Source organism: Testudinibacter sp. P27/CKL/0425 (assembly GCF_052931395.1).
In genome coordinates, this window is sequence record NZ_CM128801.1 from 2,477,267 (window position 1) to 2,492,393 (window position 15,127).

Below are 15,127 nucleotides of genomic sequence, written 5' to 3' on the forward strand. Positions count from 1 at the left end.
GATGATTTTACGATAACGCTATGCAACTGATTCGCGGCATTTACAATCTCCCCGCCTTTCCCCGAGGCTCTGCGCTGACCATCGGCAATTTCGATGGCTGCCATTTGGGGCACCAGCACATTTTGGCTCACTTGCGCCATAAAGCGGCACAAGCCGATTTGCCGACGGTGGTAATGTTATTCGAGCCGCAACCGAACGAATTTTTCAGCCGCGAACAAGCCCCGGCAAGGCTGATGCGGCTGCGCGACAAAGTGCGGTTTTTAAAACAGGCGGGCGTGGATTATGTACTATGTATTCGCTTCGACCGCACTTTCGCAGCATTAAGTGCCGATCAATTTATCCGCCACTATTTAGTAGAGAAGCTAAATATTCGCTTTTTATCGATCGGTGATGATTTCCACTTCGGCGCACAACGGCAAGGTAATTTCCAAACCCTGTTAAAAGCGGGAAAAACGTTCGGTTTTGAGGTGGAAAACAACGACAGTTTTTTCCTCAATCAACAACGCATCAGCAGCACATTAATTCGCCAAGCGCTTGCCAACGACGATCTTGTGCTTGCCGCCTCGCTACTTGGCAAACCCTACAGCATTCACGGACGCGTGGCTCACGGCAATAAGTTAGGACGCACCATCGGCTTCCCTACCGCCAACATTCACCTGCACCGCCAAGTGAACCCAGTTCAAGGCGTCTATGCGGTCGAAATTCTGACCAAGCAAGGCGAACGTTATCAAGGTGTCGCCAACGTCGGCAACCGCCCTACCATCGACGGCAAAACCCGCCCGTTATTAGAAGTGCATATTTTTGATTTTCAACAAACCCTCTACGGACAAGCCATTGAGGTGGTGTTTCGGCATAAAATCCGCAATGAGATTAAATTTGCTGATTTTGAACAATTAAAACAGCAGATTGCGCAAGATGCAGAAAGTGCGAAAGAATTTTTTGCTTCAATGTATGCCGGTTAATAATTTGGGTTTGTCGGCACACAAACTTTTCTTGGCCATTCTTTGATATTTAAATTATCACTATCGTATTGCAACAATGAATAGTTGAAGACCTCATCAAAGAAATCCAATAATTGAATCTCAAACAACAGCACATAATCAATGGCAACACCACCGCACTTTGCGTATAATGTGACGATTATTTGCTTAAAAACATGGAATAAACAATGTCGAACGAAACTATTGACTATAAAAACACGCTCAACTTGCCGGAAACGGGCTTCCCGATGCGCGGCGATTTGGCGAAACGCGAACCGAAAATGTTGGAAAACTGGTATGAGAAATCGCTGTACCAAAAAATTCGCCAATCGGCAAAAGGCAAAAAAAGCTTTATTCTGCACGACGGTCCGCCGTATGCCAACGGCACGCTGCACATCGGGCACGCGGTCAATAAAATTTTGAAAGACGTGATCATCAAATCCAAAACCGCATTGGGCTATGATTCGCCGTATATCCCAGGCTGGGACTGCCACGGCTTGCCGATTGAATTAAAAGTCGAAGGCTTAGTGGGCAAACCGAATCAAAAAATCAGTGCCGCCGAATTTCGTGAAGAGTGCCGCAAATATGCCGCTTCACAAGTGGAGGGGCAGAAAAAAGATTTTATCCGTTTCGGCGTGTTGGGCGATTGGGAAAATCCGTATTTAACCATGAACTTCGACACCGAAGCCAACATTATCCGCACCCTCGGCAAAGTGATTCAAAACGGGCATTTATATAAAGGCTACAAACCCGTTCACTGGTGTTTGGATTGCGCTTCGTCCTTGGCGGAAGCGGAAGTGGAATATGAAGAACACACATCGCCATCACTTTATGTGCGCTTTGGGGCTTGCGATCAAAGTGCGGTTGCGGCCAAATTTAATGCTACGCCAAACGGCAACATTTCGGCCGTGATTTGGACAACCACGCCGTGGACGCTGCCGTCAAACCAAGCGATTTCAATCAACCCTGAACTCTGTTACCAATTAGTGCAATTAAACGGTGAACAACCTGAAGCACTGATTTTGGTGAAAGAACTGGTTGAAAGCGTGATGAAAGCACTGAACATCAGTGATTATGCGGTATTAGGCGAAGCCAATGGTGCGGATTTAGAACTGCTGCGTTTTAATCACCCGTTCTATGCTTACAGCGTGCCGCTAGTTTTAGGCGATCATGTTACCACCGATGCCGGTACCGGTTTGGTACACACTGCGCCGGATCACGGTCTGGACGACTATAATGTGTCGCAAAAATACGGCGTTAACATGGTCAACTTGGTGAACGATGACGGCACATTTAACAACAAAGCCGAATTTTTTGCCGGCTTAAATGTGTTTAAAGCCAACCCTGTGGTGATCGAAAAACTCAACGAAACGGGCGCATTGCTGAAAATGCAAAAAATTGCCCACAGCTATCCACACTGCTGGCGCCACAAAACCCCGATTATCTTCCGTGCCACACCACAATGGTTTATCGGCATGGAGACCCAAGGCTTACGCCAACAAGCGTTAAAAGAAATTCAAGGCGTGCAATGGATTCCAGATTGGGGGCAAGCACGGATTGAAACCATGGTCGCGAACCGCCCTGACTGGTGTATTTCTCGTCAGCGCACGTGGGGCGTGCCATTAGCGTTGTTTATTCACAAACAAACCGAAGAGCTGCACCCACGTTCGCAAGAATTGTTGGAAGAAGTGGCAAAACGGGTTGAAAAGCGCGGTATTCAAGCGTGGTGGGATTTAGATCCCAAAGAATTGTTAGGTGACGAAGCGGATCAATACACCAAAGTGCCGGACACCTTAGATGTGTGGTTCGATTCAGGGGCAACATTTGGCGCCGTTGTGCCACACCGTCCTGAGTTGAACGGCAAATCGCCGGATATGTATCTGGAAGGATCGGATCAGCACCGCGGCTGGTTTATGTCATCATTAATGCTGTCCACCGCCACCGAAAACAGAGCGCCATATCGTCAAGTATTGACTCACGGCTTCACCGTTGACGGGCAAGGGCGCAAAATGTCGAAATCGATCGGCAACACCGTTGAGCCGCAAAAAGTGATGAATACCTACGGTGCGGATATTCTGCGTTTATGGGTGGCTTCCACCGATTACACCGGTGAAATTGCGGTTTCTGATGAGATCTTCAAACGCACCGCTGATGCGTATCGCCGAATCCGTAACACCATGCGTTTCTTGTTGGCAAACTTAAACGGTTTTGATCCGAAAACCGATATGGTGGCTCGCGATGAGATGATTACCTTAGATCGTTGGGCGGTGGATTGTGCGTTACAAGCGCAGCAAGACATTGCCGACAACTACGATAACTACCAATTCCACTTAGTGGTGCAACGGTTAATGCGCTTCTTCTCGATTGAGATGGGCTCGTTCTATTTGGATATTATCAAAGATCGTCAATACACCACCAAAGCCGACAGCATTGCCCGCCGCAGCTGCCAAACCGCACTTTACCATATCGCCGAAGCCGCGGTGCGCTGGATTGCGCCGATTTTATCATTCACTGCCGATGAAGTGTGGTCATACCTGCCGGGTGAGCGCGGTGAATTTGTGTTCACCGAGGAGTTTTATGACGGCTTGTTCGGCTTAAACGACAGCGAACAGATGAACGATGCCTACTGGCAACAAATTCTGAAAGTGCGGTCGGAAGTGAACCGCGTGTTAGAACAAGCGCGTGGCGACAAAGTGATCGGTTCAGGATTAGAAGCAGAAGTGACACTCTATGCCGATGAACAATTGCTGCCATTACTACAGCAATTGGGCGAAGAACTGCGCTTTGTGTTAATCACTTCGAAAGCCGATGTGAAACCACTGAACGAAGCTGACGTTGAAACAGGCGAACTTCAGGGCTTGGCGGTTAAGGTGATTCGTTCACCGCATGAAAAATGCCCGCGTTGCTGGCACTATTCTGATACCATCGGTTTAAACCCTGCACACCCGCAGTTGTGTGGTCGTTGCGTGGAAAATGTTGATGGCAATGGTGAAGCGCGCCAATTTGCGTAATCACAAGCGTGATATTGTGCCCCACAACATGGGGCAATATGACCGTATGAAAATCTTTCTCTGGGGCATTTCTGCCCCTGATTATTAATGAGCGTAACAATGAATAAACCCAAAACAGGGCTGCCGTTTCTTTGGTTAAGTGCGGTGGCATTCATTCTGGATCTGTTCACCAAATGGTTAGTGGTGAGCCGTTTTGAATTATATGAAAGCATCACGATTTTGCCCGTGTTTAACCTCACTTATGTGCGTAACTATGGTGCGGCATTTAGCTTTTTAGCGGATCACAGCGGTTGGCAGAAATACTTTTTTATTTTACTGGCACTGGGAATTTCGGCACTGTTAATCAGCTGGCTGGCACGCAGCCGTTTCACGCAAACCCTGGCAAACAGTGGCTATGCTTTGATCATCGGTGGTGCGTTGGCAAACATGGTTGACCGCACTTATCATGGCTTTGTGGTCGATTTTATTCACGTTTACTGGGATATTTACCACTATCCGGTTTTCAATATCGCCGACATCGCAATTACCGTCGGCGCCAGCTTGCTGATTTTGGATTATTTTCTCAATCCCGAAAAAGCCAAATCCAAAGAACAAGGTGAAACAAAATGAAGATTATTTTAGCCAATCCGCGCGGATTTTGTGCTGGGGTTGATCGGGCGATCAGCATTGTGGAACTTGCGTTAGAAATTCACGGCGCACCGATTTATGTGCGACATGAAGTAGTGCACAACCGTTTTGTGGTTAACGGCTTGCGTGAACGCGGCGCGGTGTTTGTCGAGGAATTGGACGAAGTGCCAAACGGTGCAATTGTGATTTTCTCCGCTCATGGCGTTTCGCAGCAAGTGCGGCAAGAGGCAAAAGCCCGTGGGCTCAAAGTGTTTGATGCCACTTGCCCATTGGTGACCAAAGTGCATATGCAAGTGGCGCGTGCCAGCCGCAAAGGCACCAAAGCGATTTTGATCGGACACCAAGGACACCCTGAAGTGGAAGGCACCATGGGGCAATACGATAACCACGACGGCGGGATCTATTTGGTCGAATCGGTGGAAGACATCGCCCACTTGCCGCTGAATCAGCAAGATGATTTAACCTTTATGACTCAAACCACCTTGTCGATCAATGATACCAGCTCGATTATCGACAGCCTGAAGCAGAAATATCCTGCGATTCAAGGTCCGCGCAAAAATGATATTTGTTACGCCACCACCAACCGCCAAAATGCGGTGGAGGAGCTGGCAAAGCTGTCGGATTTGGTACTGGTGGTCGGCTCTAAAAATTCGTCAAACTCTAATCGTTTGGCGGAATTGGCTTCACGCATGGGCGTGACCTCACGCTTAATTGATGATGCGGACGATATTGATCCGAACTGGCTGCTCGATGTAAACGTAATCGGCATTACCGCCGGGGCGTCTGCGCCTGAAGTGTTGGTGCAATCGGTGGTCAGTCGGCTGCGCGAATTGGGCGCTGACAGCGTGGAGGATTTGGAAGGCTGCGAGGAGAACACGGTGTTTGAAGTACCGCGCGAGCTGCAGATTCAGGAAGTTCAGTAAAATTGCAAGCGTTTGATCGCACTCATTTGCCATTTTGCGATCCGGATCGAGAAAATTTCTCACTGCACTCGGTTTCTTGAACAAATAAAGGCAAAGTAACGCTGTCGATTTGATCGGCAGCGTTTTTTATTTATTAATCAAGGAAATATTATGTCTATGAAAATGCGATTAACCTCCAAATTAAGCCAACTCACTCTGCTTGCCTTATTCAGCGCAGCGATTTCCGGCGCAGCATTTGCCGGTGCCAAGCCGGATAGCTCAAGTGCGGTCGAACCTACCAATATCAGCGTCAGCAGTGAGCAAAAAATCAATCTCAACAGCGCCAGCGCGCAAGAGTTGGAAAAAGGCTTATTGGGCATCGGTGCGAAAAAAGCCGAGGCGATTGTGGAATACCGCACTAAAAACGGCAATTTCATCAGCATTGAACAGTTGAGTGATGTGTCCGGCATCGGCAAAGCTACACTGGAGAAAAACCGTCATTTATTGACGCTATAAGATCAAGCAGCCCGACAATATTTTTTGTCGGGCTGTTTTAAGCTTAATCCTGTTCCACTAAAAACTGAAACCAGTGGCGTTCTTCAATTCGCGCTTTGATCCGTTTGCGACGACGCAGGCGCAGTAAACGGCGATGGTTGTTTTGTAGCGAGAGGGATTTTTTGGGTTTAAAAAATACTCGCGACCTTCTCATGTTTTCTCCTTTTTAATTAACTTAGCGGAACGCCGTACTCGTTCTCTTTTATTGCATTATGACTGGTATCTGCCGGGGTGAGCTTGCGATCAATCGCTTTTTCAATTTCTTTTAAGCGGTAATGTTTGCTGATACTACTCATATAGCGGCGAATATTCTCCACATAGGCGTAAGCCTCATAGCCGCGTGCATAGCCGTATTTCAGCTTGGAATAGTAGCGTTTTTCCGCCAACAGCGGTAAGTTGTTTTTCACATCCAACCAGTTATCCGGATCGCCGCCCAGTTCTTTGGTCAAACGCCGCACATCCAACAAATGCCCCAAGCCCATATTGTATGCCGCCAGCGCATACCAAATTTTATCCTCTTGCCGCACAGTGTCCGGAATTTGGCGCATCAGCATATGCAGATATTCCGCGCCGCCACGAATGCTCTGTTCCGGATTGGTGCGATCTTGCACTTTCATTCGCTCGGCTGTCTCTTTGGTCAACATCATAATCCCGCGCACCCCGGTCGGTGAAGTGGCGGTTTCATTCCAGTGTGATTCTTGATAGGCAATCGCCGCCAGCGTGTGCCACTCCAGCTCGCCGCTGTAACGTTTAAAATAATCAATGTATTTCGGCAGCGTGTTTTCGATAGCGTTTAAATAGGTGCGGGCGTCGACATAATCAAAATTCTGCATATGGTTGAAGTATTTTTCCTCCAAACGCGCGACAAAACCGGTCTCAAGTGCGGTGTGCATAAATTCCAGCGATGCTGCTTGCAGCTCGTTGTAGGTATTTTTTGAGAAATACCAATGCACGCTGGATTCTTCGCTGGCGTCAAAAGCCACGCTTAATTGCGGTTTGATTTGCTGCGCCGAGGCAATATCAATCGAACCGGCAATCGCATAATCCTGCTTGCCTTCCGCCACCATCAGCAAAATTTCTTCTTGAGTCAGGTTCTCGTTCACCTGCCAATTGAGGTTAGGAAAGCTCTGCTTGGCTTTTTGCAACAGCGCGATCAGTTCCTTACTAAACGGAATCAGAATCGAGGTGGTCACCTCGGCAAAATTTTTCGGACGGCTTTCGCCCATGCGATACACCAACTGCCATGATGCCGAGGTGTAGCCCGGGCCGGTTTGAAAATCGCTGGTTTTTTCATGCTGATAGCGCAATCCCGCCGCCGCCATATCAATTTGACCGCTCTTTAACGCATCGAATAATTGGCTGCTGTTATCTAGGCTGACAATATTCAGTTTCACGCCTAAATATTCGGCAAATGCGGCGCTCAATTCATATTCCAGCCCCTGCGCTTCCTCGTTGCCGATAAAGTAGTAAACCGGATTATTGACCGTGCCGACCACCAATTCGCCCTTTTCCAGCACCGTGACATAATGATTTTTTTCCGACGACATCATTTTTTGCCACGGGAAAATCATGTCGATTGCCCACAGCAATAAACCGATTGCAAAAATCGTGCGCAGAATTAACCCTTTCAAATAAAAATCCCGTCTTGTCGCCAAAGATAGCGCATTTTAACTGTTCTTAAGCAGAAAACCAAATCTGTTCCGTTCAAGAGGAGTTTACTGTACAATATGTACGATTTTTAACTCCCTCGACAACCTACGGTAAAATACGGTAAAAGATGATGATGCAAATTTTCCGCGGCTCTCCCGCCCTTTCTGACTTTCGTTTAAATCAATTGATGACCCAATTCCGCCAAGCCGAGCTGCCGGTCAGCGAATGTTATGCCGAATATCTGCACTTTGCGGATCTGACGCAAGCCCTGACCGCAACGGAAACCGAGCAGTTGGAACAGCTGCTGCACTACGGCCCGACGTTAGCGGAACATGAGCCGGTCGGAAACTGTTTTATCGTGATTCCGCGCATCGGCACCATTTCCTCTTGGTCGTCCAAAGCGACCGACATTGCACATAACTCGGGATTGGACAAAGTCAAACGGGTGGAACGTGGCCTGGCTTATTATATTCAAACTTCATCTCCGTTAACCCCGCAACAAACCCAAACCCTGACCGCACTTTTACATGACCAAATGCTCGAATCGGTAATCGAATCGCCTCAAGATGCTCAAGCCCTGTTCAGCCAGTTAACCCCGAAACCGTTCACCACCGTAGACATTTTGCAACACGGCCGCACCGCACTTGAGCAAGCCAATGTGAATTTGGGACTGGCACTGGCGGAAGACGAAATTGATTATCTGTTGGAACAGTTCACTCAATTAAACCGCAATCCGGTGGATATTGAACTGTATATGTTCGCTCAAGCCAACTCTGAGCACTGCCGACATAAAATTTTCAACGCCGATTGGATTATCGACGGCGAAGCGCAGCCGAAATCACTGTTTAAAATGATTAAAAATACCTTCGAACAAACTCCGGATTTCGTGTTGTCGGCGTATAAAGACAACGCAGCGGTAATGGAAGGTTCGAAAGTCGGGCGTTTCTTTGCCGACAGCGATGGCAAATACCGTTACCACCAAGAAGACGCACATATTTTAATGAAAGTGGAAACCCACAACCACCCGACGGCGATTTCACCGTTCCCAGGCGCCGCCACCGGCTCCGGCGGCGAAATTCGTGATGAAGGCGCAACAGGGCGAGGCGCAAAACCGAAAGCCGGTTTAGTCGGTTTCTCGGTTTCCAACCTGTGCATTCCGGGCTTTGAACAGCCGTGGGAAAATACGCTGAGCAAGCCAAATCGAATCGCTTCGGCATTGGATATTATGCTCGAAGGCCCGTTAGGCGGCGCGGCATTCAACAATGAATTCGGTCGCCCTGCATTGTTGGGTTATTTCCGTACTTATGAGGAAAAAGTGAATAGTTTCAACGGCATGGAGGTTCGCGGCTATCACAAACCGATCATGCTGGCGGGCGGAATCGGCAATATCCGCGCCGAACACGTGCAAAAAGGCGAGATTCCGGTCGGTGCGAAATTGATCGTACTCGGCGGTCCGGCGATGAATATCGGCTTGGGCGGCGGCGCGGCATCATCAATGACTTCCGGCAAATCTAAGGAAGATCTGGATTTTGCCTCGGTGCAACGCGACAACCCGGAAATGGAACGCCGTTGCCAAGAGGTGATCGACCGCTGCTGGCAGCTGGGCGATGACAACCCGATTCTGTTTATCCATGATGTCGGCGCCGGCGGTTTATCCAATGCAATGCCGGAATTAGTCAACGACGGCGGGCGCGGCGGCAAATTCGAATTACGCAAAATTTTAAGCGATGAGCCGGGCATGAGCCCGCTGGAAATCTGGTGTAACGAATCGCAAGAGCGGTATGTGTTGGCGGTTTCCGCTGAGCAGTTGCCGCTGTTCGAAGCGCTGTGCCAACGCGAACGTGCTCCTTATGCAGTAATCGGCGAAGCGGTTGCCGAACCGCACTTGACCCTGAACGACTCGCATTTCAACAACAAGCCGATTGATATGCCGTTGAACGTATTGCTTGGCAAACCGCCGAAAATGACTCGCGACGTGCAAAGTGCGGTGGTGAGCAATCCGCCGTTAAATACGCAAGCGATTGAACTAACCGATGCGTTACACCGCGTGTTGCGTCTGCCGGTGGTTGCAGAAAAAACGTTCCTAATCACCATTGGTGACCGCAGCGTCACTGGCATGGTGGCACGTGATCAAATGGTCGGACCTTGGCAAGTTCCGGTTGCCGATTGTGCGGTCACCACTGCCAGCCTCGACAGCTACTACGGCGAAGCGATGTCAATCGGCGAACGCGCACCGATTGCACTGTTGGATTTTGCTGCTTCCGCCCGTATGGCGGTTGCCGAGTCAATCACCAATATTGCCGCCACCGATATCGGCGATATTAAACGGATTAAATTGTCCGCCAACTGGATGTCCGCTGCCGGTCACCAAGGCGAAGATGCCGGTTTATATGCAGCGGTGAAAGCAGTCGGCGAAGAACTTTGCCCGGCGTTAGGTTTAACCATTCCGGTCGGCAAAGACTCAATGTCAATGAAAACCACTTGGCAGGAAAACGGCGAAAACAAACAAGTCACCTCCCCGCTTTCATTAGTGATCAGTGCCTTTGCCCGCGTAGAAGACGTGCGCAAAACCGTTACTCCGCAACTGCGCACCGACAAAGGCGACAGCCGTTTATTGCTGATTGACTTGGGCGAAGGCAAAAACCGCCTCGGCGCGACCGCACTTGCGCAAGTGTATAAACAATTGGGCGACAAACCAGCCGATGTAGTCGACGTGGCAAAACTGAAAGGCTTTTACGACGCCATGCAGCAGCTGGTGCAACAAGAAAAATTACTGGCTTACCACGACCGTTCCGACGGCGGCTTAGTCGTCACTTTGGCGGAAATGGCGTTCGCAGGACATTGTGGTGTGGACGTGCAAATCGACAGCCTCGGCGACGATGCGCTGACCGCACTTTTCAATGAAGAATTGGGCGCAGTGATTCAGGTGAGAACTGCTGATTTAGCGGCAGTCAATGCTATCTTGGCACAACACGGCTTAAGTGCGGTCAGCCATGATTTAGGCAGTGTGACCGAAGGTGACGCATTTGTTATTCGCAACCAAAACGGCGTTGTGTTACAACAATCACGCAACCAACTGCGCGGCATCTGGGCGGAATTGACCCACCAAATGCAGCGCTTGCGCGATAATCCGGCTTGCGCCGATCAAGAATTTGCAGCGAAAAAAGAGCCGAACGATAAAGGCTTCTCCTCACAGTTAAGCTATGACATCAACCACGACATCGCCGCGCCGTATATCGTCACCGGTGTGAAACCGCGAATTGCGGTGCTGCGCGAACAGGGCGTTAACAGCCATGTGGAAATGGCGGCAGCATTTGATCGCGCCGGCTTTGATTCGATTGACGTGCACATGAGCGATCTGATGAGCGGACGCATCAGCCTGGATTCCTTCAACGCATTAGTCGCTTGCGGCGGCTTCTCCTACGGCGACGTATTGGGCGCCGGCGGCGGCTGGGCGAAATCCATTCTGTTCAATACCGCACTTCGCGATCAATTCGAAGCCTTCTTTAACCGCGACGACACCTTAACATTAGGTGTGTGTAACGGCTGCCAAATGGTTTCCAACTTAGCCGAAATCATCCCGGGCACCGAAGCCTGGCCGCGTTTTGTGCGCAACACTTCAGAACGCTTCGAAGCACGTGCGGCACTAGTGCGGATCAACGACACCAATTCGCTGTGGTTCAACGGCATGGCAGGTTCCCATATGCCAATTGCCGTTTCACACGGTGAAGGTCGCGTTGAATTTAAACACGATCAGCAACTGGCATTATTGCGCGAACAAAACTTAGTGATCGCCCAATATATCGACAACAACCTGCAACCAACCGAAGTTTACCCGGCCAACCCGAACGGCTCAGTAGACGGCATCACCGCACTTTCCAACACTAACGGACGCGTCGCGATCATGATGCCACACCCTGAACGCGTATTCCGCACCGTCGCCAACTCCTGGCACCCGGAAGAGTGGTCTGAAGACGGCGCTTGGATGCGGTTGTTTAGAAATGCGAGAGTGGTTTTGGGGTAATTTTAGAAATTCATCTTCGATAAAATGTGATGGTATATGCCATCACATTTTTCTATAGTTTAGCAGTAATACAACTGAACAATACATTTAATCGTCGTCACTAGCCTATTTTTCTATATAGATATAGATGATTTAAGGCATAGTAGACAAAAATGTGGCTGAAATCTCGCTTAATCCCTTATAGAATAAGGCGTTAAGTGAGATTTTTTAAAATGACCAAAAAATTGCTATTTCTGTGGTTCAGAACACATTAAAAAACACGGTAAAAATTCAGGCAAGTAACGCTATAAATGCTTGGATTGTTTACGGACATATTCTCACACAAATTACCTTCAATCCGCCCAAATCTGGCACGATTACACCGTCGGAAAACAGACGTATAAGCAGCTTGCGTTAACCTATGATTGTTCGGTCAGGACTATCCAAAGGCACCTGAAAAAAGCCCCTAAAACGCCACTCAGCACACCGCAAACCACAATGTTGAATCTTATTATGGATGTCACTTTTTTCGGGCCACAATTCGGCGTATTAGTCATAATGGATTCCCGCTCAAAAAAGGTGATTTACCACCAAATCGTTCGTACCGAAAAGGACATTTACTATACCAAAGCCATCAATCGATTGCGTAAAAAAGGATTTATTATTCAATCTATTACTTGCGATGGGCGACGGGGCTTATTGAAAGATATATTTAATACGCCAACCCAAATGTGCCAATTTCACCTTGTTGCAATGGTGATTCGCAAGCTGACGAGAAACCCTAAATCCGTTGCCGGAAAGGAACTGAAAACAATGGTTAAAACACTCAAGCAGAGTCACAAAAATGACTTTTATGTCCGTTTGCATCACTGGTTTTTGCAGCATAAAGCTTACTTAGAAGAACGGTCTGATATACCCGATAATCAGGGTAAATTTCCTTATAAACATCGCAAATTGAGAGGGGCTTATGCCAGTATTAAACGCTATATGGATTACTTGTTTGTCTTTGAAAAATACCCGGAGTTACGGATAGAAAAAACGACAAATCGGCTGGAAGGGCTGTTTAAGGATTTAAAGCAGAAATTATCCGTTCATAATGGACTAAACCGAAGGAATAAGATTATGTTTATACAGGATTTTTTGAATAAAAAGAGCTAGAAAAACTAGCGCTTTAAGAGGAGTAGCCACAAAAATGTCTAATAGAAGCTTAGATCTCAAAATCAGCCACATTTTTGGCTACTATGCCCAAAAATAAGATGGTGGCCCCAACAGGACTTGAACCTGTGACCAATCGATTATGAGTCGACTGCTCTAACCGACTGAGCTATGGGGCCAAGTGCGGTATGCGATTGCATAAGGAGTTGAGATTATAGAGGAAGTGCGGTATTAAGTCCATAAGTGAGCGAAGAGTTGCTGAAAAAACAAACGTAATCCGCAGATAAACAAAAAGTGCGGTGATCATTATCAATCAACCGCACTTTGTTCTATTTAAGCCTAAGCATTTTCGACTATTCGTCTAAGAAGCTTTTCAGATTTTCTGAACGGCTCGGGTGGCGTAATTTACGCAGCGCTTTCGCTTCAATTTGACGAATCCGTTCACGGGTCACGTCGAACTGTTTACCCACTTCTTCCAAAGTGTGATCAGTGTTCATGTCGATCCCGAAACGCATTCTCAACACTTTTGCTTCGCGTGGGGTTAAACCGTCCAACACTTCTTGAGTTGCCATTTTTAGGCTTTCTGCGGTAGCAGAATCCAACGGCAGCTCTAAGGTACTGTCTTCAATAAAATCGCCTAAGTGCGAATCGTCATCATCACCAATCGGGGTTTCCATCGAAATCGGTTCTTTGGCGATTTTCAACACTTTACGAATTTTATCTTCCGGCATATTCATGCGTTCCGCCAGCTCTTCAGGAGTGGCATCTCGTCCCATTTCCTGTAGCATTTGGCGAGAAATGCGGTTCAGTTTGTTGATGGTTTCAATCATGTGCACCGGAATACGAATCGTGCGCGCCTGATCAGCAATCGAGCGAGTGATCGCTTGGCGAATCCACCAGGTTGCATAAGTGGAGAATTTGTAGCCACGACGATACTCAAATTTATCCACCGCTTTCATCAAGCCGATGTTACCCTCTTGAATCAGATCCAAGAATTGCAAACCACGGTTGGTGTATTTTTTCGCAATCGAGATAACCAAACGTAAGTTGGCTTCCACCATCTCTTTTTTGGCACGGCGGGCTTTCAGCTCACCTTGTGAAATGCGCTCACCGATTTCACGGATTTGCGAAACCGACAGACTGCTGTCTTTTTCGATCACTTCAAAGCGCCCGATAATGGTGCGGATTTCAGTTTCGTAGTTTTGCAGTTTTTCCGACCACGGTTTGCCGGCGGTCAACGCTTTCACCAACCACGCATCGCTGGTTTCATGCCCGATAAAACCTTTCGGGAAGTGGCTACTTGGCACTTTGCTGTAGTCGCTGACCAAACGGCGCAATTGACGTTCTTCGGTGCGAATCCGTTTTAACATGCCACGCATCAACAACACCAAGCTGTCGAATTGCTTCGGCACTAAACGGAACTGTTGGAACACGTCCGACAGCACTGCAATATGTTCACGGGCTTTTTTACTGGTACGGCCGTGTTTTCTGATCACTTCCAGCGTCACGCTGTAGTGTTCTTTTAATTCGGTGAATTTTTGACGGGCAAACTCCGGATCAATGCTGTTGTCGGAATCATCTGCATCGCCGGAGTCATCGCTTTCGCTTTCTTCTTCGTCGTCATCCAGATCGTCAACAGCAGCGCCGCTTTCTTCGTCTTCATCGGCAAATTCGTCTAATTCGGCAGTTTCTTCCGCCACCACATCATTCAAATCAACAAAGCCGGTGATCAAATCGGTTAAACGAATAGTGCCCGCTTCCACTTGATCGTATTGTTCTAACAACGAGGTAATCGCTTCCGGATATTCCGCAACCGCACTTTGAACTTCGTTGATCCCTTCTTCAATGCGCTTGGCAATGTCAATTTCGCCTTCGCGGGTCAACAACTCCACGCTGCCCATTTCACGCATATACATCCGCACAGGATCGGTGGTGCGCCCTAATTCGGCTTCAACGCTGGACAACACTTGGGTTGCTTCTTCCACCGCATCTTCATCGGCAATGGTTTCATTCAGCATCAGATCATCGGCATCCGGGGCGCTTTCCAACACTTGGATCCCCATGTCGTTGATCATCTGAATAATATCTTCAATCTGCTCGGCATCGACCAATTCCTCAGGCAGGTGATCGTTCACCTCGGCAAAGGTTAAATACCCTTGCTCTTTTCCCTGAGCAATTAGCAATTTTAATTGAGATTTAGAGGTTTGCTCCATAAATTAGATATCCGCACTTATTGATTATTGA

10 protein-coding genes and 1 tRNA gene are annotated in these 15,127 nt (G+C 48.2%); 7 read left to right on the forward strand and 4 right to left on the reverse strand.

The genetic code is table 11. The annotated features are described in order from the left end of the window. The first annotated feature begins 20 nt into the window (after nt 1-20). From ribF to ACUHGC_RS12175, 5 genes are all read left to right on the forward strand, one after another. Complete coding sequence (ribF, locus tag ACUHGC_RS12155) at nt 21-962, forward strand: bifunctional riboflavin kinase/FAD synthetase (RefSeq protein ID WP_446833546.1); 942 nt, start codon at nt 21-23, stop codon at nt 960-962. A 206-nt stretch (nt 963-1,168) separates the two neighbouring features. Continuing rightward, on the forward strand, nt 1,169-3,991 hold the full coding sequence (ileS, locus tag ACUHGC_RS12160) for an isoleucine--tRNA ligase (RefSeq protein WP_446833547.1): 2,823 nt from the start codon (nt 1,169-1,171) through the stop codon (nt 3,989-3,991). 99 nt (nt 3,992-4,090) lie between these two features. After that, entirely contained in the window at nt 4,091-4,600 is a 510-nt protein-coding gene (gene lspA / locus ACUHGC_RS12165; protein ID WP_446833548.1) for a signal peptidase II, read from the forward strand. Then, the gene (gene ispH, locus ACUHGC_RS12170; protein ID WP_446833549.1) at nt 4,597-5,541 is read left to right on the forward strand and encodes a 4-hydroxy-3-methylbut-2-enyl diphosphate reductase; all 945 of its coding nucleotides are present in this window, start codon (nt 4,597-4,599) and stop codon (nt 5,539-5,541) included. Before lspA ends, ispH begins: the two co-directional genes overlap by 4 nt. Before the next feature lie 162 nt (nt 5,542-5,703). Then, on the forward strand, nt 5,704-6,036 hold the full coding sequence (locus ACUHGC_RS12175; protein WP_446834906.1) for a ComEA family DNA-binding protein: 333 nt from the start codon (nt 5,704-5,706) through the stop codon (nt 6,034-6,036). A gap of 43 nt (nt 6,037-6,079) precedes the next feature. Here ACUHGC_RS12175 and ACUHGC_RS12180 read toward each other — a convergent pair whose 3' ends face one another. Both ACUHGC_RS12180 and mltF read right to left on the reverse strand, forming a co-directional pair. After that, nucleotides 6,080-6,229, reverse strand: a complete 150-nt coding sequence (locus tag ACUHGC_RS12180; protein ID WP_446833550.1) for a hypothetical protein — start codon at nt 6,227-6,229, stop codon at nt 6,080-6,082. Between the two features lie 16 nt (nt 6,230-6,245). After that, the gene (gene mltF / locus ACUHGC_RS12185; protein ID WP_446833551.1) at nt 6,246-7,706 is read right to left on the reverse strand and encodes a membrane-bound lytic murein transglycosylase MltF; all 1,461 of its coding nucleotides are present in this window, start codon (nt 7,704-7,706) and stop codon (nt 6,246-6,248) included. A gap of 149 nt (nt 7,707-7,855) precedes the next feature. Here mltF and purL point away from each other — a divergent pair, with 149 nt between their 5' ends. Together purL and ACUHGC_RS12195 are read left to right on the forward strand one after the other, a co-directional pair. Further along, complete coding sequence (purL, locus tag ACUHGC_RS12190) at nt 7,856-11,749, forward strand: phosphoribosylformylglycinamidine synthase (RefSeq protein ID WP_446834907.1); 3,894 nt, start codon at nt 7,856-7,858, stop codon at nt 11,747-11,749. A 294-nt stretch (nt 11,750-12,043) separates the two neighbouring features. Further along, nucleotides 12,044-12,886: an IS256 family transposase, variant Zn-binding type gene (locus tag ACUHGC_RS12195; RefSeq protein ID WP_446833552.1), complete on the forward strand. Its 843-nt coding sequence runs from the start codon at nt 12,044-12,046 to the stop codon at nt 12,884-12,886. Between the two features lie 99 nt (nt 12,887-12,985). Here ACUHGC_RS12195 and ACUHGC_RS12200 read toward each other — a convergent pair. Both ACUHGC_RS12200 and rpoD read right to left on the reverse strand, forming a co-directional pair. Continuing rightward, nucleotides 12,986-13,062 (reverse strand) — tRNA-Ile (locus ACUHGC_RS12200). A gap of 174 nt (nt 13,063-13,236) precedes the next feature. Beyond that, complete coding sequence (rpoD, locus tag ACUHGC_RS12205) at nt 13,237-15,096, reverse strand: RNA polymerase sigma factor RpoD (protein WP_446833553.1); 1,860 nt, start codon at nt 15,094-15,096, stop codon at nt 13,237-13,239. Nucleotides 15,097-15,127: the final 31 nt, after the last annotated feature.

Excerpts from the sequence above, each read along its gene's own strand:
- ribF (WP_446833546.1), top strand. The coding sequence starts at position 21 with ATGCAACTGATTCGCGGCATTTACAATCTCCCCGCCTTTCCCCGAGGC.
- ileS (WP_446833547.1), top strand. The coding sequence starts at position 1,169 with ATGTCGAACGAAACTATTGACTATAAAAACACGCTCAACTTGCCGGAA.
- lspA (WP_446833548.1), top strand. The coding sequence starts at position 4,091 with ATGAATAAACCCAAAACAGGGCTGCCGTTTCTTTGGTTAAGTGCGGTG.
- ispH (WP_446833549.1), top strand. The coding sequence starts at position 4,597 with ATGAAGATTATTTTAGCCAATCCGCGCGGATTTTGTGCTGGGGTTGAT.
- ACUHGC_RS12175 (WP_446834906.1), top strand. The coding sequence starts at position 5,704 with ATGCGATTAACCTCCAAATTAAGCCAACTCACTCTGCTTGCCTTATTC.
- ACUHGC_RS12180 (WP_446833550.1), bottom strand. The coding sequence starts at position 6,229 with ATGAGAAGGTCGCGAGTATTTTTTAAACCCAAAAAATCCCTCTCGCTA.
- purL (WP_446834907.1), top strand. The coding sequence starts at position 7,856 with ATGATGCAAATTTTCCGCGGCTCTCCCGCCCTTTCTGACTTTCGTTTA.
- rpoD (WP_446833553.1), bottom strand. The coding sequence starts at position 15,096 with ATGGAGCAAACCTCTAAATCTCAATTAAAATTGCTAATTGCTCAGGGA.